This is a genomic window from Flavobacterium aquariorum (assembly GCF_003254745.1).
Lineage (GTDB): Bacteria > Bacteroidota > Bacteroidia > Flavobacteriales > Flavobacteriaceae > Flavobacterium > Flavobacterium aquariorum.
The window spans coordinates 102,777-120,350 of sequence record NZ_QKXH01000004.1; the positions used below are offsets into that span (position 1 = coordinate 102,777).

At 36.0% G+C, this 17,574-nt stretch carries 18 protein-coding genes; 8 read left to right on the forward strand and 10 right to left on the reverse strand.

Features of this window, described 5'->3' with window-relative positions; genetic code table 11:
* Positions 1-32: 32 nt before the first annotated feature.
* The 3 genes from DOS84_RS07750 to aspS form a co-directional block, all read right to left on the reverse strand.
* Positions 33-398 (reverse strand): NADH-quinone oxidoreductase subunit A, encoded by a 366-nt coding sequence (locus DOS84_RS07750; protein ID WP_111409559.1) that lies wholly within the window; start codon positions 396-398, stop codon positions 33-35.
* 233 nt (positions 399-631) lie between these two features.
* Positions 632-826 carry a cold-shock protein gene (locus DOS84_RS07755; RefSeq protein WP_077378011.1) on the reverse strand — a complete coding sequence of 65 codons (195 nt, stop codon included), beginning with the start codon at positions 824-826 and terminating at the stop codon, positions 632-634.
* Positions 827-934: 108 nt separating this feature from the next.
* A complete protein-coding gene (gene aspS, locus DOS84_RS07760; protein WP_111409560.1) occupies positions 935-2,689 on the reverse strand; it encodes an aspartate--tRNA ligase in 1,755 nt (584 codons plus the stop codon).
* 468 nt (positions 2,690-3,157) lie between these two features.
* Here aspS and DOS84_RS07765 point away from each other — a divergent pair, with 468 nt between their 5' ends.
* Positions 3,158-3,520 carry a toxin-antitoxin system YwqK family antitoxin gene (locus DOS84_RS07765; protein ID WP_111409561.1) on the forward strand — a complete coding sequence of 121 codons (363 nt, stop codon included), beginning with the start codon at positions 3,158-3,160 and terminating at the stop codon, positions 3,518-3,520.
* 418 nt (positions 3,521-3,938) lie between these two features.
* On the forward strand, positions 3,939-4,211 hold the full coding sequence (locus DOS84_RS07770; protein ID WP_111409562.1) for a DUF4242 domain-containing protein: 273 nt from the start codon (positions 3,939-3,941) through the stop codon (positions 4,209-4,211).
* A 72-nt stretch (positions 4,212-4,283) separates the two neighbouring features.
* On the opposite strand, the gene DOS84_RS07775 is transcribed toward DOS84_RS07770, so the two are convergent.
* From DOS84_RS07775 to DOS84_RS07800, 6 genes are all read right to left on the reverse strand, one after another.
* The gene (locus DOS84_RS07775) at positions 4,284-5,522 is read right to left on the reverse strand and encodes a TMEM143 family protein (protein WP_111409563.1); all 1,239 of its coding nucleotides are present in this window, start codon (positions 5,520-5,522) and stop codon (positions 4,284-4,286) included.
* A 220-nt stretch (positions 5,523-5,742) separates the two neighbouring features.
* Complete coding sequence (locus tag DOS84_RS07780; RefSeq protein ID WP_111409564.1) at positions 5,743-9,192, reverse strand: efflux RND transporter permease subunit; 3,450 nt, start codon at positions 9,190-9,192, stop codon at positions 5,743-5,745.
* A 157-nt stretch (positions 9,193-9,349) separates the two neighbouring features.
* A complete protein-coding gene (locus DOS84_RS07785; protein WP_111409565.1) occupies positions 9,350-9,724 on the reverse strand; it encodes a four helix bundle protein in 375 nt (124 codons plus the stop codon).
* Positions 9,725-9,855: 131 nt separating this feature from the next.
* A complete protein-coding gene (locus DOS84_RS07790) occupies positions 9,856-10,998 on the reverse strand; it encodes an efflux RND transporter periplasmic adaptor subunit (protein ID WP_111409566.1) in 1,143 nt (380 codons plus the stop codon).
* Positions 10,999-11,117: 119 nt separating this feature from the next.
* Positions 11,118-12,455, reverse strand: a complete 1,338-nt coding sequence (locus DOS84_RS07795; RefSeq protein ID WP_111409567.1) for a TolC family protein — start codon at positions 12,453-12,455, stop codon at positions 11,118-11,120.
* A complete protein-coding gene (locus DOS84_RS07800) occupies positions 12,455-13,051 on the reverse strand; it encodes a TetR/AcrR family transcriptional regulator (RefSeq protein WP_111409568.1) in 597 nt (198 codons plus the stop codon). Before DOS84_RS07800 ends, DOS84_RS07795 begins: the two co-directional genes overlap by 1 nt.
* Positions 13,052-13,410: 359 nt before the next feature.
* Here DOS84_RS07800 and DOS84_RS07805 point away from each other — a divergent pair, with 359 nt between their 5' ends.
* The 6 genes from DOS84_RS07805 to DOS84_RS07830 all read left to right on the forward strand — a co-directional run bounded on the left by DOS84_RS07805 (position 13,411) and on the right by DOS84_RS07830 (position 16,671).
* Positions 13,411-13,962 carry a dihydrofolate reductase family protein gene (locus DOS84_RS07805; protein ID WP_111409569.1) on the forward strand — a complete coding sequence of 184 codons (552 nt, stop codon included), beginning with the start codon at positions 13,411-13,413 and terminating at the stop codon, positions 13,960-13,962.
* A 122-nt stretch (positions 13,963-14,084) separates the two neighbouring features.
* Positions 14,085-14,681 (forward strand): dihydrofolate reductase family protein, encoded by a 597-nt coding sequence (locus tag DOS84_RS07810; protein WP_111409570.1) that lies wholly within the window; start codon positions 14,085-14,087, stop codon positions 14,679-14,681.
* Positions 14,682-14,739: 58 nt separating this feature from the next.
* Positions 14,740-15,219, forward strand: coding sequence for a DinB family protein (locus tag DOS84_RS07815; protein WP_111409571.1), 480 nt, complete (start codon positions 14,740-14,742; stop codon positions 15,217-15,219).
* A 19-nt stretch (positions 15,220-15,238) separates the two neighbouring features.
* The gene (locus tag DOS84_RS07820) at positions 15,239-15,688 is read left to right on the forward strand and encodes an SRPBCC family protein (RefSeq protein WP_111409572.1); all 450 of its coding nucleotides are present in this window, start codon (positions 15,239-15,241) and stop codon (positions 15,686-15,688) included.
* Positions 15,689-15,751: 63 nt separating this feature from the next.
* Positions 15,752-16,177 carry a VOC family protein gene (locus DOS84_RS07825; RefSeq protein WP_111409573.1) on the forward strand — a complete coding sequence of 142 codons (426 nt, stop codon included), beginning with the start codon at positions 15,752-15,754 and terminating at the stop codon, positions 16,175-16,177.
* A gap of 104 nt (positions 16,178-16,281) precedes the next feature.
* The gene (locus DOS84_RS07830; RefSeq protein ID WP_124020623.1) at positions 16,282-16,671 is read left to right on the forward strand and encodes a surface-adhesin E family protein; all 390 of its coding nucleotides are present in this window, start codon (positions 16,282-16,284) and stop codon (positions 16,669-16,671) included.
* Between the two features lie 155 nt (positions 16,672-16,826).
* Here the strand turns inward: DOS84_RS07830 and DOS84_RS07835 are convergent, their stop codons facing one another.
* Complete coding sequence (locus DOS84_RS07835; protein WP_111409575.1) at positions 16,827-17,522, reverse strand: hypothetical protein; 696 nt, start codon at positions 17,520-17,522, stop codon at positions 16,827-16,829.
* Positions 17,523-17,574: the final 52 nt, after the last annotated feature.

Consider the following 17,574-nt stretch of genomic DNA (forward strand, 5'->3'; position numbering starts at 1 on the left):
TTATAATTCAACATTTATAATTTAAAATTATTTTATTCCCACTCTAAAGCTTTCTTTTTGATGATATAGAAAAAACCAACCAAAAGAAGCATCATAAAGATAATCATTTTTATCATTCCTTCAATGCCTAACTCTTTGAAATTCACTGCCCAAGGGTATAAAAATATTACTTCGACATCAAAAAGAACAAACAAAATGGCAACTAAGAAATATTTTACTGAAAACGGAATTCTTGCATTTCCAACTGATTCGATACCGCATTCGAAGTTTTTGTCTTTATTTTCCGATGATCTTTTTGGTCCAAGTTTGCCTGATATTATGATCATACTTACAACAAATCCTACAGCTAAAACAAGCTGCATAAAGACAGGAATATAGTTTATTTGTTCGGATTGCATAATTATTTATATTTTGCTTTGAAATGAGGCACAAAGATAGCTTTAGTGTTATTAAAACACAAGTTTTGCATCTAATTAAGTTAGAGTTCGCAGTAGATTAAATTCTAATTTTTATTGATTATAAATAAGGATTATTTTGACTGTATTTTTGGCGTATAGCCAAAAAAAAACGTTTCGAAATTAATCGAAACGTTTTTAGACGCTTTTGCAAAAAAGGGTTTACCTTTTTTTACTTAAAGAACTGCAACTTTAGCAGCAACTTTACCTTTTCTTCCTTCTTCTTCTTCATAGCTTACTCTGTCACCTTCGCGCAATTCTTCCGCGTTGATTCCTGATGCATGAACAAAAATGTCTTTTCCTGTTTCTTCGTCTGTAATGAATCCGTAACCTTTAGATTCATTGAAAAATTTAACTGTACCTGTACGCATTGTAATAGTAATAATAATTTATAATAGGCAAATGTAATCTTTAATATAATACGAAAATCATTCTCACAATATTTTTTTTCTAAAATTATTGATATTCAACGTTTTCAACTAATTTGTTAAATTTAATTTAATATGTAATTCCTTTAATTGTGATTCGTCAATAACAGACGGAGCGTCAATCATTACGTCTCTACCTGAGTTGTTTTTTGGGAAAGCAATAAAATCACGAATAGTTTCCTGTCCGCCTAAAATAGCGACTAAACGATCCAATCCAAAAGCCAAACCACCGTGTGGAGGTGCTCCAAATTGGAAGGCATCCATCAAGAAACCAAATTGAGCTTTCGCTTCTTCTTCTGTAAAGCCTAAATATTTAAACATTAATTGTTGTGTCGCCTTATCGTGAATACGAATAGAACCTCCACCAATTTCATTTCCGTTCAAAACCATATCATAGGCATTGGCACGGACTTTTCCGGGATTGGTTTCCAATAAGTGCATGTCTTCTGGTTTTGGAGAAGTAAATGGATGGTGCATTGCATGGTAGCGACCGCTTTCTTCATCAAATTCCAATAATGGGAAATCGACAACCCAAAGTGGTGCGAATTCGGCTGGATTTCTTAATCCCAAACGAGTGGCCAATTCCATACGCAAGGCACTTAGTTGTGCTCTTGTTTTATCGGCTGGTCCAGAAAGTACAAAAATCATATCACCAGGTTTTGCTCCTGTAGTTTTTGCCCAATTGGTCAAATCTTCCTGATCGTAGAATTTATCTACAGATGATTTGAAAGTTCCATCTTCATTGCATTTTGCATATACCATTCCGCTGGCGCCTACTTGTGGACGTTTTACCCAGTCAATCAAGGCATCAATTTCTTTGCGGGTGTAATTTCCTGCTCCTGGAACTGCAATTCCTACAACCAATTCGGCTGCGTTGAAAACTGGGAAATCTTTGTGTTTTGCATATTCGTTCAATTCACCAAATTCCATTCCGAAACGGATGTCCGGTTTGTCATTTCCGTATGTTTTCATGGCATGTTCGTAGGTCATTCTTGGAAATTTCTCTACTTCGATGCCTTTTATTTCTTTTAGCAAATGACGTGTCAAGCCTTCAAATACATTCAAAATATCTTCTTGCTCCACAAATGCCATTTCGCAGTCTATTTGTGTAAATTCAGGTTGTCTGTCTGCGCGCAAATCCTCGTCACGGAAACATTTCACGATTTGAAAATACTTGTCCATTCCGCCCACCATCAATAATTGCTTGAAAGTTTGTGGGGATTGTGGCAACGCATAGAATTGTCCTTCATTCATACGGGATGGAACGACAAAATCTCTTGCCCCTTCTGGAGTTGATTTGATTAAGTAAGGAGTTTCCACTTCACAGAAATCCAAGTCCGAAAGATATTTACGCACTTCCATTGCCACTTTGTGACGGAAAAGTAAACTGTTTTTTACCGGATTTCTTCGAATGTCCAAGTAGCGGTATTTCATTCGGATGTCTTCACCACCATCAGTTTCATCTTCGATAGTAAACGGAGGAGTCAATGCTGCGTTTAATATGTTTAGCTCAGTTACTAAAATTTCGATTTCACCGGTAGGAATGTTTTTGTTTTTGGCTTCACGCTCAATAACAGTTCCTTTTACCTGAATCACATATTCGCGGCCTAATGTTTTGGCAGCTTCAAAAACTTCTTTTATAGAACGGCTTTCGTCAAAAATCAATTGTGTAATTCCATAACGGTCGCGTAAATCTATCCAATTCATAAATCCTTTATCTCTAGATTTTTGAACCCAACCGGCAAGTGTAACTTCTGTATTGATATGTGAGGCGTTCAATTCGCCACAATTATGACTTCTGTACATGATATAAATTTTAGTTTTTGCTCTTTTTAGCGCGAGTGCAAATTTAGGATTAACTTATGAATTTTAGATTGCGAAAGTCGATTTTTTGCATTTTATCTTTTTTGGGGATAATTATAAAAATGAAAAAGGCCAATTTTTAGCCCCGATAGAAGCGAAAATCCTTGTGAGCCGGAGTTCGGCTCACAAGATTGAAGTGAATAGCGGGACTGATGCCGACTGAAAAAACCAAATCTTTCTGCTTCAAATTAATATTTGAACTCTGTTGGTTTTAGATTCGGTGTTCTTATTATTTTATAAAAATTGGTTTTTTGCTTAAAACAATTGCTTTTTGGAAAGAAATTTCCTTGTTTTTGATTTCCAATGTTAAGCTTTCGTCTGTGTTACGAAATTGTTACCAAAATGTTTTTTTAATGTAAATTTTGTTTCTAATTTTGATACATAAGATGTAAACAATTAAAAACTAACGATATGAAAAAGCTTGTAATTTTAGTAGCGGTATTATTCTCAGGGGTTATCTTTGCACAAGATGCGAAACCCGTTTTGGAGCCATTTGGCAAAAAAATCAAAGCAACCTATTTTTATGAAAATGGGCAAGTGCAACAAGAAGGCTATTTTGAAAATGGTAAATTGGAAGGAATCTGGGTTGCTTATAATGAATCCGGTGATAAAATTTCCTCAGGAGAATATGTTGCTGGCGTAAAAACAGGCAAATGGTTTTTCTGGTCTCAAATTGATGGAAAAAGTAGTCTTAGCGAAGTAGATTTCTCCAATAACAAAGTTGAAAAAGTTAAAAACTGGAGACAAGATGCTTTTGCAACTTCAAACGAGTAGCAATACATAGTTAATTTAAGAAAAGGAGAAAGTCACTATTGAATTTCTCCTTTTTTTATTGTTTTTCAGTGTTATAACTTTGTTAAGTTCAAATTTATTTAATTGAATTTATTGTACCTTTATTAAAGAAATTCAACGTATGGTTTAGAGTGAAGTAGAGAATCATTTTTTTTAAATATCTATTTGTCAGTGCTCTAAATTATAAAGTTTGCGTTTGCCAAGAAATCGGCTTTTATAGGTTACTGTATTAGCCGATTTTGACTGTTCCAGTGCTTTTAAGTTTTATCGAATTTAAAAAGCAATTGTATATAGCGCCCCCTTTCTGCATAAATCTCTTTCATTGCCTTTCAATTTGCCAAAGCGGAAGTAAAAGAGATTTTCTGTAATTATTTTACTCTAATTTTTTAATCTGATTAGTATGCCAAAGTATGTTATTGAAAGAGAAATTCCTAATGCAGGGAATTTAACGCCAGAACAATTAAAGGACATTTCGAATACGTCTTGCGATGTCTTGAGAAAAATGGGGCCAGAAATACAGTGGAAGCACAGTTATGTGACTGATGACAAAATTTATTGTGTTTATATTGCCCCAAATGCAGAAATGATTAAGGAACACGCCGAGAAAGGTGGGTTTCCAGCCAATAAAATAAGTCTTGTTTCGGAAATTATCGACCCGGTTACTGCGGAGTAGCAAGTTATGGCTTATTTTGGAAAAGGAGAGAATCATTTGATTTTCTCCTTTTTTATGTTTTTAATAAACGACTTAATTCGTAACCAATTGATTGTAGTCAAAAACTCCATCCCATATCTCGTCAATTCTTATCAGAGCCTTATCCAAAGGAATAACGGACCATCTGCCATTGATTTCCAATCCAAGTCCTGTGTTTTTTAATTTTTGCAAAGCATCTTTTACGTCAAAATCGAGATTGGTATTTTGCTTTGTTTTGAACCAAGATTCAATTTGATGATCCAGTTCTTCCTCCGTCAGAGGAGTTTCGCTTCTATTCAAAAAGGAGTAGGCCAAGATGGTTTCCTTAAGCACTTCTTCTTCCGAAGAGTTTAGCAAAGAATAAAACGCACCACTGTTATTACCCAGATTTTTAAAATAAAGACTGTCCGAAAGCATTTTCGAATACTTTATTTTCTTGTTCACAAAGTTGTTGTATTGTCGGAACAAGTACGCACCCAATATGCCAAGGGCAATCAAGCCTTGGTTTAAGGATGTTTTACTGTTCAACAAATCGATGGTTTCGCCAGATTGGTAGGCCGCCTGCATTTTAATCAGTGCCGGGATTACTTTGGCACTCAATAGCGAAATACCCCCCACAAGTCCTGGAACCCATAATAATAGTTTGTCGGTTGTGGACATCATCGGGACGGCGTTCGGGAAAATCGTTTCTAAGTCGTTTTTGGGAACGCGTTTGAAGATTTTCAGCACGACCGAGCCAGGGTCAATTGGCATTTTGTCCAAACGTTTTTTCTTTTTCTTATAATAATCCCCATCGTGATATTTGAGGTAAATCATCACACGATCATAGTATTCGATTTCGATTTCTTTCTTCCAAAAAAAGAATTTGGAGACTTTTTCTTTTGCTGTATGGTGACCACGAACAAATAGTCCATATTCTTTATAGGCATGCAAGTCAATGGCAAGTTTTAAGCCTATTAAATCCGAATCTTGGAAAGCATAATCCAAAGTTTCCTGATCCACCCTTTTATAATTACCCCGATCGAGTACCTTAAACAATGTTTCTTTGAAAAAGGCAAAGTCACTTTTACCCCTAAATGCTTCTCGTTCTTTTGGATGCATATCTGGATCGAAAAAGGCGTAATTCTGTTTCAAATTACGGATTAGGTTAAATGCCTCGTAATGGTAATAATGTTCAATGATATCGAAAAGTTTTTTGAAATCCTCAACCTGTTTTTCGTCTCCTGCATATTCCGCCAGCTGTTCTTCGAGTAAGAATTCCTTATCAAATGGGATATAATGTTCTCTTTTCATATTGAATTCGGGGCCTTTAACTTTATTGGATTGTTCCTTTTATAAGTTCGGCAAAGGTAAAACACAAAACCTGAAAATTACAAATAATTATAAGGAGCGAAACGTTAGGCTTTATCGGGACATATGAATTCCTGCTGTTCCTGTAAAAAAAACCAAAAAACCACCTAAAACAATTTTCAGGTGGTTTTTTATAAAGCTTAAAAATCTATATTTCGGTAGCTTAGGATTTTCTTCTATCCCTTAACCAATATTTCATTCTTTTCACCAAATAGAACATTACAGGAACCATTACCAAAGTTAATACCGTTGCGTAAGTCAATCCAAAAATGATTGTCCATGCCAATGGTCCCCAGAAAACGACGTTGTCTCCTCCCATGAAAATGTGCGGATTTAAGTCGGTTATTAATGAGAAGAAGTCAAAATTCAGTCCAATGGCTAGTGGAATCAATCCCAATACAGCGGTCAGAGCGGTTAGCAATACCGGACGCAACCTTGATTTACCGGATTCGATGATTACTTCCTTAATTTCTTCTATGGTCAGGTCGTCGTGGCTTTCGAGATGGTTGTCGGCTACTTTTTTGTCCAATAATAAAACAAAGAAATCCATTAATACGATTCCGTTCTTCACCACAATACCCGCCAGTGAAATGATTCCCATCATAGTCATCAGGATAACGAAATCCATATTGGCAATCACATAACCGTAAAACACTCCGCTGAAACTGAGTAGTACCGTAAATAGGATAACCATTGTTTTGGAAACCGAATTAAACTGCAACACGATGATAATGGTGATTCCGGACAAAGCCAAAAACAGTGCATAGAAGAGGAAACTTTGGTTTTTGCCTTGTTCTTCTTGTACTCCCGAGAAGGAATAGGTAACCGTTTTTGGTAATTGATAGCCTTTTAAATCGGCTGCAATTTGTTTGGTAATTTCATCGGCATTGTAACCAGTCAAAACATTGGAATAAACCGTCATAATACGTTTTTGGTTTTTCCTTTTGATTTGGTTATAAGTGGTCGTTTTCTCTGTTTCGGAAACGGCAGAAATAGGCACTTGCATCATTTGCCCATTGTTCTGGTTACGGAATGTCAAGGACTGATTGAACAATATGTTTTCGTTTTTGCGTTGGTCATCCTGCATACGCATGGTGATGTTGTAATCGTCATCACCTTCTTTGTAGGTCGAGATTTCCTGCCCATATACGGAACGACGTAAATTGAATCCCAATTGTCCAGTTGAAACACCCAAGCTTCCTGCACTTACACGATCCACTTTTACCTCAAGTTCCGGACTTTCTTTGTTGACATCAATGCTCAAACGTTCTATTCCAGGAATGTTTTTGGAATTGATAAAGGCAATCATTTTGTCAGCTTCTTTCAGCATTTCGTCATAATCAATCCCTGTCAGCTCAATACTGATTGGATAACCGGCCGGTGGCCCATTGGCATCTTTTTCGACCGTTACGGTAGCTCCGGCAATTCCTTTTACTTTACCTCTGATTTCTTCCAGAATATCGGCGGTATTGATTCCCCTTCTGAATTTAAACTCGGAGAAATTCACCGTCACTTTTCCTTTGAAAGGAGTTTCGGAAGCCGATCCTGCATCTACGTTTGGATTACCGGCACCAACACCTACTTGAGACACGATAGATTCGGCTAAGAAGTTTTTATGAGTTTTTGGATCTATGTATTTGTTTAAAATAGAAATAACCTGTTTCTCCACAAATAGAGTGGCCTTATTGGTTTTAGTAATATCGGTTCCTTGCGGGTATTCGATGTAGGCGATTACCTGATTCGGGATGTTATCCGGGAAGAACAATACTTTTCTAGGAAATATTCCCAAAAGGATGAAAGAGAAAAATAGCATTCCTATAATTCCGATTAGGGCATACCAAGCTCTTCTTCTGGTTAGAATCTTTGCCAAAAATGTTTTGTATTTATCTTCCATTCTAGGGAAAAAACTGTGTTGGAAATCTTGCGTCCATTGGTACAATCTTAATTTGTACAACCACATAAATACAAAAGAGAGTATTGCCAAATGCCCAATGGCTCTTGCTAATTTAGAATCATAAATATTCCCCAGAAGAACAAAAATAACCGCTATAATCGTAAAAATGATAGAGTATATTTTTGCTGATTTTTTGGTCACATTTTTGTCTTCAATTTCCATCGACCCACCCGTCATAGCTGCATTGACAACCATTGCAACAAATAGCGAAGCCGATAGTGTAACAGTTAATGTCATTGGGAAATACTTCATAAATTTACCCATTGTTCCAGGCCACAGTGCGAAAGGTAAAAATGCCATTAACGTAGTTGCCGTTGAAGCGATAACGGGCCAGGCGATTTCACCAATACCTATTTTTGAAGCCTGAATACGAGGCATTCCTTTTTTCATATTGGCAAATACGTTGTCCACCACCACAATACCATCGTCCACCAACATTCCCAGTCCCATAACCAATCCGAAAAGTACCATAGTATTCAAGGTCAGCCCAAATGCCGATAGTATACTAAACGCCATTAACATGGATAATGGAATGGCAGCTCCCACAAACAAAGAGTTTCGGAGCCCCATAGTAAACATCAACACAATCATTACCAACACAATTCCGAAGATGATGTGGTTTGACAATTCGTCCACTTGGTGTTCAACACGTGAAGATTGGTCGTTTGTTAATTCAATTTTTAAATTGGACGGCAAATACGATGCTTGAGCTTCCTTAATTTTTTCCTTAACCTGTTCAATAGCCGAAATCATATTTTGATTCGAACGTTTCTTTACGTTCAACATCACGACTTCATTTCCTTTCTCACGGGCATAGGTCGTTTTCTCTTTTTCTTTAAACTTTACAACAGCAATGTCTTTCAGGTAAACAGTTCCCCCATTGTGTTTTACAATGATGTTTTCCAGTTCTTTCGGGTCTTTGATTTCACCCACAATTCGGATATTGTTTCGGGAGCCTTGTGAAATTAGATTCCCTCCAGAAAGCGTCATATTTTCATATTTGACAGCATTTTGAATGTCATCGAAAGAGACTTGGGCAGCCGTCATTTTGAAAATATCAACGGCAATCTCCACTTCTTTATCATCCACACCCAGAATGTCTACTTTTTTTACTTCAGGAATTTCCTCAATATCGTCTTGAAGCAACTCTCCGTATTTTTTAAGTTGTTGGGTCGTGTAGTTTCCTTGCAGATTGATGTTCAGAATTGGCACTTCTTCCGAAATGTTCAATTCAAATACACTTGGTTCCACTTTACTACCATTGTCAAGGTTTGGCCAATCGGTATCTGCTTTTACGATATCTACTTTGTCCTTAATTTTGGTTTTGGCATCCAAGATGGTAACTTTATCTTCAAACTCGACGATAATCATTCCATAATCTTGGAAAGAGCTAGACGTAATTTTATCTACTCCACTAATGTTCTTGATTTCCTTTTCAAGAGGTTTGATGATTAACTTCTCTACATCCTCGGCTGAGTTCCCCGGGAAAACAGATGAAATGTAAACTTTGTTTTCTATGATTTCCGGAAAATCCTCGCGAGGCATCGTAACATAGGCAATGACTCCTGTAATTACAATCAATAAAGTCAAGATGTATACCGTAACACGATTTTCGACAGCCCAACTGGATATTCCGAATTCTTTACTTTGATGTGACATATATTTTAAAGTTTAGGAGGGTTATTGAGGGTTATTAGTTTATAAAAAGTTTAGGAGGTTTAGAAAAAGTTTAGGGGGTTTAGTGTTGTTTAGATGGTTTTGAGGTCTCTTTACTAACCCTTCTAAACTCATCATCTTTCTAAACTCATTACCCTTCCTAAACTTTTTCTAACCCTTTCAATTGTGATTTATGAAGTGAATCTAACATAAATGTTATTTCCTCAATTTCGTTTCTTATGCTTAAGTAATTTTTTTCTGAAACATATTCTAAGTCCAATGAAATTATTAATTGGTTTATTAATTCTAGTGCCGATGAATAGGCAATTTCAGTAAATCTTGCTTTGTCTTTTGCCATATGTCTTCCTGAACCCTCAGCCACATTAGAGGCTATTGAAATACTACATCTACGCATTTGACTTATCATTCCGAAGATTTCATCTTTAGGAAAATCTTTTGTGACTTTATTTATGATTACGGCTAGATTTCGTGATTTTTGCCAAACAATTAATTTTTCAAAAGAATATGTTTTCATTGAGAAAAGGTTATGAGGGTTAGAATAGGTTAGAAGGTTTAGAAAAAGATTAGAGAGTTTATAAGGTTTAGTGAATTTATAGGTTCCGTTTCTAAACCTTTCTAAGCCTCATCCCCCTCCCTAAACTTTTTTTAAAAATTCAATTTCATCCCGTCCGAAATGGTGTTCATACCCTCGGTAACAATTATGGCATCAGAATCTAATCCGCTTAATATCTCGGTTACATTGTCTGAGGACTGTCCTGTTGTAACCATCACTTTTTTTGCAATACCCGTTTTTCCGGTAGAGTTGGCCACAGTATATACAAAACTGTTTTTCTTGGAATCCTGTTGAATCACATTAGTTGGAACAACTATTGCATTTTTGCTCACATAATCAATCACTTTCAGTTTGGCTACCTGGTTAGGGCGTAATAAATTTTCAGGATTGGGAACGCTGACTTCTATTCCAAAACTTCTATTGTTTGGATTGATAAAATTACCTATTTGACGAACTTTTCCTTTGTAGGTTTTGCCCAATGATGATAAGTATACATCTACTTCAGTACCAACTTTTAGTTTTCCGATATAGCTTTCCGGAATCGAAGTAGAAACATACATGTTACCTAAATTCACAATTCGCATTAATCCTTGAGCACTGGCGGCTACTACTTCTCCTTTTTCCACAAAAACTTCGTCAATAGTTCCTGAAAACGGTGCTCTGATTACTGTTTTTGCGATCTGTGCTTTAATTTGAGCCACTCCTTTTTGCGCCGAAATCATTTGTGCTTGTGCCTGAAGGTATTGAATTTCAGAACCAATTTTTTGACTCCATAGATTTTTTTGACGTTCAAAAGTAGTTTTGGCAAGCGCATATTGGTTTTCGGCGCTGGCTAATTGTTGACTCATTCCGCCATCATCGGTACGGCCCAAAACTTGTCCTTTGCTTACTTTTTGTCCTGCTTTTACATTCAATTCCACTAAGTTTCCTGGAAATTCAGGCTGAATTAATACATTTTCATTGGTGTTAATACTTCCCTGGATCTCAAGATAGTGGTTGAATGTGGTGTCTTTCAATTTCACGGCGGAAACCAATGCCACTACTTCTTTGTTTACGTCCAAGGTAGCCAATGCTTCATCGATTTGTTCAAGCTGCAATTGTAGTTCGGCTTTTTTTGCAGTGATTGCTTTTACGTCTTTGGATGCAATAATGTCGTCGACTGATTGTTTTTTTTCAGATGAATTACAGGCAATCAATACAATTGAAAGTGTGGTTAGGATTAGTATCTTTTTCATATATGTAGAATTTATTTGTTAGAGGTCATATAAGTTATCGCCTTTTGTTTATTGGTGTTTGTTTGCAACAAACTGTTTGTTAGTGGCGATTTCATAAGTTTATATTCAATGGGAGTTCATTATTTAGTGGTGATTTTTTCTAAACTGGCTTTTTTGTTGATGATGTTAACCATGGTTTGCAGGTATTTTTGTTGAGCACTGTACAATTGACGTTGTGCATCGTTAAAATCAAAACTGGTCGAAAGCCCTTCAGTGAATTTGATTTGTTGTTTTTTCTCAATTCTTTCTGCCAGATTCAAATTGCTTTTTGCTGTTTCATAATCGGCGATGCTGTATTCGTATTCGCTTTTTGCGGTAGCATATTGCAATTTCAATTTTTGTTCTGTTTCGCTTAAAACTGTTTTTGCTTGGTCCAAAGCAATTTTTGCTTGTTGTGTTCTGGAACTTCTGGCTAAACTGCTGAAAATGGGAACATTTAAACTTACTCCAATATTCGAATAATTAAACCAGTTTTGATTTTGTGTAAAAAATTGGAATTCATCTTTAAAAGCGGTGTATCCAAAATTAAATTTTGCATCCAATGAAGGCAGGGCTTTGCTTCTTTGAAGTTTATATTCTAATGATCTTTGCTCTTCAAAATTGGTGGCTATTCTATAATCGATGTTGCTGTTTACATCAAACTCTGTATTTGAAAAAGAAATATCCATATTTTGAATGGTAAGAACATCCAATTTGTCGGTCAATGTGATTTGGTCATTAATATCGATACCCAAATTAATTTTCAACATTTTATAGGAGATATCCAGTAAACGTTTATTGTAGTTTAAGGTACTTTCCAATGATGACAATGTGATTTGCAGTTGCTCAACGCTTTCTTCTTCGATTAAACCATTTTTGTAAATTTCTTTGGTATCGTTTAGTGTTTTTTGTAAGGAAGCAATGTTTTTTTCTAGGATTGCAATATTTTCTTTGGCCAATAAGACATTGCCGTACGAGTTAATTACCATCTCTTTGATGTCAATATCGGATCTTCTTTTTGCGTTTTCATAATAGGCCAAATAGGTTTTGGAAGCCTGAAGTGCCACTATATAAGAACCGTCAAAAATAAGCTGGCTCAATGTGGAACGGGCGACCATATTGTATTTGGTTCCAAAAGCTACTTCGGCATAAGTTCCGGGTTCTCCACCAAAGAATTCTGCCGGAACAACCGATTTTTGCAGTACAAAGTTATCTGTAAAATCTACTCCTGCATTAAGTTGTGGCAACCCTATCGCGGTTGTTTCCCATTTTTTTTCTTTGGCCGCTTCTATATCACGGCCTGAATTGATAGCCGAGTAATTATTTTCAAGAGCATGATCTATGGCTTGCTGTAATGAAAAGGAGTAACTCTTAGTCGAATCCTGAGCATTGACGCTCAAAGCCAAAAGGGTAAGGGTTAGAATGAATATATTCTTCATTATATATTGGTTTTAAGTAATTGTTTTTCAAGTTCAGCTATTCCTTTCGCTGTTGCCATTGCTCTGGTGTGGTATTCCAATGCCTGTAATTCCAGTTTTGTGGATTCTTTTTCGGAGCTGGTATTGCCCTTGATGCTAAAAATTAGCGAATAGTAGAATTTTACATAGACATCTACATCCAGGTCATTTCTATATAATTCCTGCTGAATCCCTTTTTCGATATTTTGTTTGAAACACATAGTGCATTCGTCCAATTCTCGATCCATTACTTTTCGGTAAATCTCCGGATAGTGCTTTTTTAATTGATATAAAGGTGAGGTATCTGCTACCTGAAACATTTCTTTGAACATTTTCCGAATTTCGAAATTCTCCTCAATCGCATTATGGTCTTTGGCAACAATAGTATTTATAACTTCATGAACAGTTTTGTGTACCAATTCCGTGCTTTCTTCAATCAGTATTTCCTTGTTGCAAAAATATTTATAAATCGTTTTTTTGGAAATGCACATTTCACAGGCAATATCATCCATAGTGACGCTTTTAAAACCAAGTTTTAAAAATAAATCACTTGCTTTGGATACGATTTTATCTTTCATTATATGTTGTAGGTTATTGTTGGTTAGTTGGTTCCGGTCAATTTATTAAAGAAATGTTTTTTTGTAATAATTTTGTAATGCAAATATAACAAGGAAACGTTAAAAACAAAATAAGTTTCCACTGCTTTGTTTTGATTTGTCTAAAAATTAAGCAATTAGCTTTTTGTTACTACAATATATCGGTCTATTTGTAACTATAATTTCCTAAATTTGAAAGGCAATATAATTACCCCTTTTTTCAGACCAAGTTGCCCAACTTAGGGTGAATAGGAGCGATTTTATCAGACTTATAAACGAGCTGGTGTTCCTTGTAAGACGTTCGCAAATAAGTAACAACTAATGTCAATTAGAGATACGATATGAGAAAAATAATTGCAGCTATCAATATGACACTTGACGGGTTTTGTGATCATATGGCAGGACTGCCCGATGAAGAAATACATGACCATTATACGGAACTATTAAAAGAAGGAGATGCAATTCTATACGGCAGAATAACCTATCAACTTATGCAATATTGGCAAACTTTGATTAAAAATCCTTCAGGGGAAAAATCAATGGACGACTTTGCTATGGCTATTGACAAAATTCCAAAAATAGTCTTTTCACATACGCTGAAGAATACTGATTGGGACAGCGCTAAATTGTCAAATCAAACAATTGAAGAAGAAGTTTTGGAACTCAAACAACAATCGGGTGGAGCCATTTTAGTGGGCAGCCGGAGTTTAATTATACAGCTAATGAAACATAATTTGATCGATGAATATCAATTTTGTGTTTATCCTGTGATAGCGGGAGCAGGTTTGCCGTTATTTGAAAATATAAACGAAAGGGCTATTCTTAAACTCATAAAGACTAAAACTTTTGGCGGTGGTGCAGTAATCCTTTACTACGAACTTAAAAAAGAATAAAAAAACGAATCGCTACTGTTTAAATTTGGTTAGGACAGCAATAAATGTGCAGCTTTCATGATTGTCACATTCGCATATATTGACATTGTATTTACTTTTTTAAAACTCAAATTATAGGAATCATGAGAAAAATAATTGTTTTGTCCTTTATTTCATTAGATGGAGTAATGCAAGCACCCGGTGGTCCCGAGGAAGATCCATCAGAAGGTTTCAAATATGGCGGATGGAGCGCACCGTTCGACGATGAAGTTGGTGGCAGAGTAGTGCAAAAAGAACTGGAACAACCTTCGGATTATCTTTTGGGCAGGAAGACATTTGAGATTTGGGAATCCTTCTGGCCGGAACATGCCGATATTTGGCCTGGTATTAATGATGGTAAAAAATACGTTATGTCTAATACCATAAATAAATCAGGCTGGAAAAATACTGCATTTATCGAAAGTTTGGAAGATATAAAAAAGCTCAAAAATTCGGATGGTTTTGATATTCAAGTCTGGGGCAGCAGTAAACTAGTTAAGCTGTTACTTAAGAATGATTTAGTGGACGAACTTAGTCTCAAAATTCACCCGTTGATTCTTGGTAAAGGGAAAAAATTGTTTGATGAGGGATCGATTCCTGCAACTTATACTTTAACGGAGAGTTTGGTCACACCATCCGGAGTGATTATTGCCAAATATAAACGTGCGGGAGAAGTCGAGACCGGTACGATGGGTGCTTAAGAAGAAATATGATTTAAAAGAGCTGTTTATAACAACCCAAAAAATAAAAATTAATAAGATGGCAACAACAGAATTATTTATAAAAATGACATTCGACAGATGGAATGGATCCATTACAAATTTGAATGCAATTCTCAATAGCTTAACTGACGAAACTTTGCAAAAGGAAATTGCACCGGGCAAAAACAGAGGGATTTATTTACTGGGACATTTAATAGCAGTGCACGACGAAATGCTGAAACTATTGGATTTGGGCGAAAAACTTTATCCCGAATTGTATGAGCCGTTTATTAAATCGCCTGACAAAACAGTAACGCAAATTCCAACGGCAGCAGAATTGAGAAGTTTTTGGACCAAACAATGTGAAGTGTTAAAACAAAAATTTGACAGTTTGAAACCCGAAGATTGGTTTGAAAAACACACCGCAGTATCTGCCGAAGATTTTGCTAATGAACCCCATCGCAATAAGTTAAACATCATCATCACAAGAACCTCCCATTTGCAATACCATTCCGGTCAGTTAGTATTACTTAAATAAATTTTTAAAATAAATAAAAATGGAGACAACAAATTTTACAACAACGATAGTTGTGGATAATTCTGCAAGTGAAGTATTCAATGCCATTAACAATGTTAGGGCTTGGTGGCAAGGGGAAATAGAAGGCAATACCAATAAATTGAATGACGAATTTATCTATCGGATGGGAGAAATTCATTATTCAAAACAGAAAATAACAGAGTTTATTCCAAATGAAAAAATAGTTTGGCTTGTAACCGACAGCAAATTAAATCCATTAAAATTTAAAGACGAAAGCGAATGGACAGGTACGAAAATCATATTTGAAATAACTGAAAAAAATAATAAAACACAAGTCCGTTTTACTCACGTTGGTCTGGTTCCTGCATTTGAATGTTACGGAGACTGTTCGTGGGCTTGGGGACAACTTATTGAAGAAAGTTTGTTTAGCCTAATTACGACTGGGAAAGGGGTGAATGTTTTTGGATGAGTCATGAGACTTTGAAGAGCTGGCAACTAGTATTACTTAAATAAATTTTAAAAAATAGAAATTATGGCACTTATCAATCCTCACATTAACTTCAACGGAAATGCCGAAGAAGCATTCAATTTTTACAAATCAGTATTTGGTGGCGAGTTCGAAAGAATTGTTCGTTTCAAAGACATATCAAACGCTGAATATCCGGTACCCGAAAAGGAAGCCAATAAAATAATGCACATTGCCTTATCTATTGGCCCAAATTTTTTGATGGGCAATGACGTTCCCGAAATTATGGGTAAAGTAAATGAAAATGAAAACAGATCTAAAATATGTATTATGCCAGCAAGTCGTGATGAAGCCGACAAGCTGTTTAACGGACTTTCGGCAGGTGGAAATGTTGAATACCCTATAGGCGACAGCCCTTGGGGTTCTTATTTTGGGATGTTTCGAGACAAATACGGCATTGAATGGATGATCGATTGTGTCGCAAAAGTATAATCAACGACAACGAACAAACGAAGCAAACTCCGCATTGCATTGGACTTAGTTTGTGGAAATACGAGCGGAGATTGTCAATTTAGAAGTACTAAAAAATGATACATATGAAGAAATATTTATTACTACTAATGCTATTTGCATTTTCATACAGTTATTCGCAAGATTGGAAACTAGTTTTTGAGCTGAAAAATGGGACATATTATTATAAAGCAAATACTAAAAATACAGCTTGGGTAAAATTGGTTTCTGATAAAACAGAGTACTTTCCAGATAAAATGTCGAAAAAAACAATAATTGTTGATGGATACAAATTAATGCTTTGGAAATTTGATTGTAGTTCTAGACAAACCGGTATAATTCAAGTAATTACTTATTCACAAGACGGTGAAATATTAGAAACCTATCGTGAAAATGAAATTCTGGTAGAAATGAATTATGTTACTCCTGATACTGTCGGTGAAGGTTTATTAGAAATTTTTTGTAGTCTAAACTAAAACACTTTTACTAACATCCTATCGTGCGGAGAAAGGCAAGATAGTGCGCTGCCTTTGTGAATGTATTTCCTTTAGTCCTAGATCTAACTCTTTACATCTGTAATAAAAAAAACGCACTGTTAGTACAGTGCGTTTCCTTTTCTCAAAATGCCAATTTAAACTGTAGGCTCAGTTGCAGTCTCTGTAATTTCGCCACTCACCGTATTGTAAATAACATAATCATTGTATTTGGCAACATCGCTGGTTTCCCAAATACTAAGACCAGTTGTGGTATATTGAATCAAAGTTTTGTAGATCGTATTACCCGCTTCTACGCGGTCTTCTTGTATAATATCACGCTCTCCAATTTTTATCTTCAGGTCAATAATCAAGAATTCAAACTCATTGCAAAGCGTAGTGATTGCGGTAAGCATGGCTGCTGTTAGTCCGTTTGGGGTAAGGTCTGTCAAAAATTCGGTACCCACGCGAACGACTCTTTTTCCGGTAATAAGCAAATCCGAATCCGATTGTTGCGAAAGTGCATCCGTTCCAAACTTTTTATATTTAGCGCTACTGGTACCATATTTTAGCTCGGCACGCGCCATGACAGCTCGTATCGCCACTCGCAATTGGTCGGCTTTTGCATCTTTGGCTGCGGTAACTCCTGTTTGATTGCTTACCGCTTCGACATCGGTGATGGTGTTTGCAAAAGCATTAATCGCTGTTTCCAGACTGGTTACTTGAGGAGCTGTAACACCAAAAGGGGTAAAAGCAGCGGCATCCCTGCGCATAAAAGCAATTTTTTCTTTCCCTTTGGTCACTAATGTCGCATCCGAAAAGTTGTATAATCTAATTACTGGTGGTTTTTTCATAATTATTATTTTAAATTTATTAGTTAATACTTACAAATATATCAAAATAACA

Excerpts from the sequence above, each read along its gene's own strand:
- DOS84_RS07750 (WP_111409559.1), bottom strand. The coding sequence starts at position 398 with ATGCAATCCGAACAAATAAACTATATTCCTGTCTTTATGCAGCTTGTT.
- DOS84_RS07755 (WP_077378011.1), bottom strand. The coding sequence starts at position 826 with ATGCGTACAGGTACAGTTAAATTTTTCAATGAATCTAAAGGTTACGGA.
- aspS (WP_111409560.1), bottom strand. The coding sequence starts at position 2,689 with ATGTACAGAAGTCATAATTGTGGCGAATTGAACGCCTCACATATCAAT.
- DOS84_RS07765 (WP_111409561.1), top strand. The coding sequence starts at position 3,158 with ATGAAAAAGCTTGTAATTTTAGTAGCGGTATTATTCTCAGGGGTTATC.
- DOS84_RS07770 (WP_111409562.1), top strand. The coding sequence starts at position 3,939 with ATGCCAAAGTATGTTATTGAAAGAGAAATTCCTAATGCAGGGAATTTA.
- DOS84_RS07775 (WP_111409563.1), bottom strand. The coding sequence starts at position 5,522 with ATGAAAAGAGAACATTATATCCCATTTGATAAGGAATTCTTACTCGAA.
- DOS84_RS07780 (WP_111409564.1), bottom strand. The coding sequence starts at position 9,192 with ATGTCACATCAAAGTAAAGAATTCGGAATATCCAGTTGGGCTGTCGAA.
- DOS84_RS07785 (WP_111409565.1), bottom strand. The coding sequence starts at position 9,724 with ATGAAAACATATTCTTTTGAAAAATTAATTGTTTGGCAAAAATCACGA.
- DOS84_RS07790 (WP_111409566.1), bottom strand. The coding sequence starts at position 10,998 with ATGAAAAAGATACTAATCCTAACCACACTTTCAATTGTATTGATTGCC.
- DOS84_RS07795 (WP_111409567.1), bottom strand. The coding sequence starts at position 12,455 with ATGAAGAATATATTCATTCTAACCCTTACCCTTTTGGCTTTGAGCGTC.
- DOS84_RS07800 (WP_111409568.1), bottom strand. The coding sequence starts at position 13,051 with ATGAAAGATAAAATCGTATCCAAAGCAAGTGATTTATTTTTAAAACTT.
- DOS84_RS07805 (WP_111409569.1), top strand. The coding sequence starts at position 13,411 with ATGAGAAAAATAATTGCAGCTATCAATATGACACTTGACGGGTTTTGT.
- DOS84_RS07810 (WP_111409570.1), top strand. The coding sequence starts at position 14,085 with ATGAGAAAAATAATTGTTTTGTCCTTTATTTCATTAGATGGAGTAATG.
- DOS84_RS07815 (WP_111409571.1), top strand. The coding sequence starts at position 14,740 with ATGGCAACAACAGAATTATTTATAAAAATGACATTCGACAGATGGAAT.
- DOS84_RS07820 (WP_111409572.1), top strand. The coding sequence starts at position 15,239 with ATGGAGACAACAAATTTTACAACAACGATAGTTGTGGATAATTCTGCA.
- DOS84_RS07825 (WP_111409573.1), top strand. The coding sequence starts at position 15,752 with ATGGCACTTATCAATCCTCACATTAACTTCAACGGAAATGCCGAAGAA.
- DOS84_RS07830 (WP_124020623.1), top strand. The coding sequence starts at position 16,282 with ATGAAGAAATATTTATTACTACTAATGCTATTTGCATTTTCATACAGT.
- DOS84_RS07835 (WP_111409575.1), bottom strand. The coding sequence starts at position 17,522 with ATGAAAAAACCACCAGTAATTAGATTATACAACTTTTCGGATGCGACA.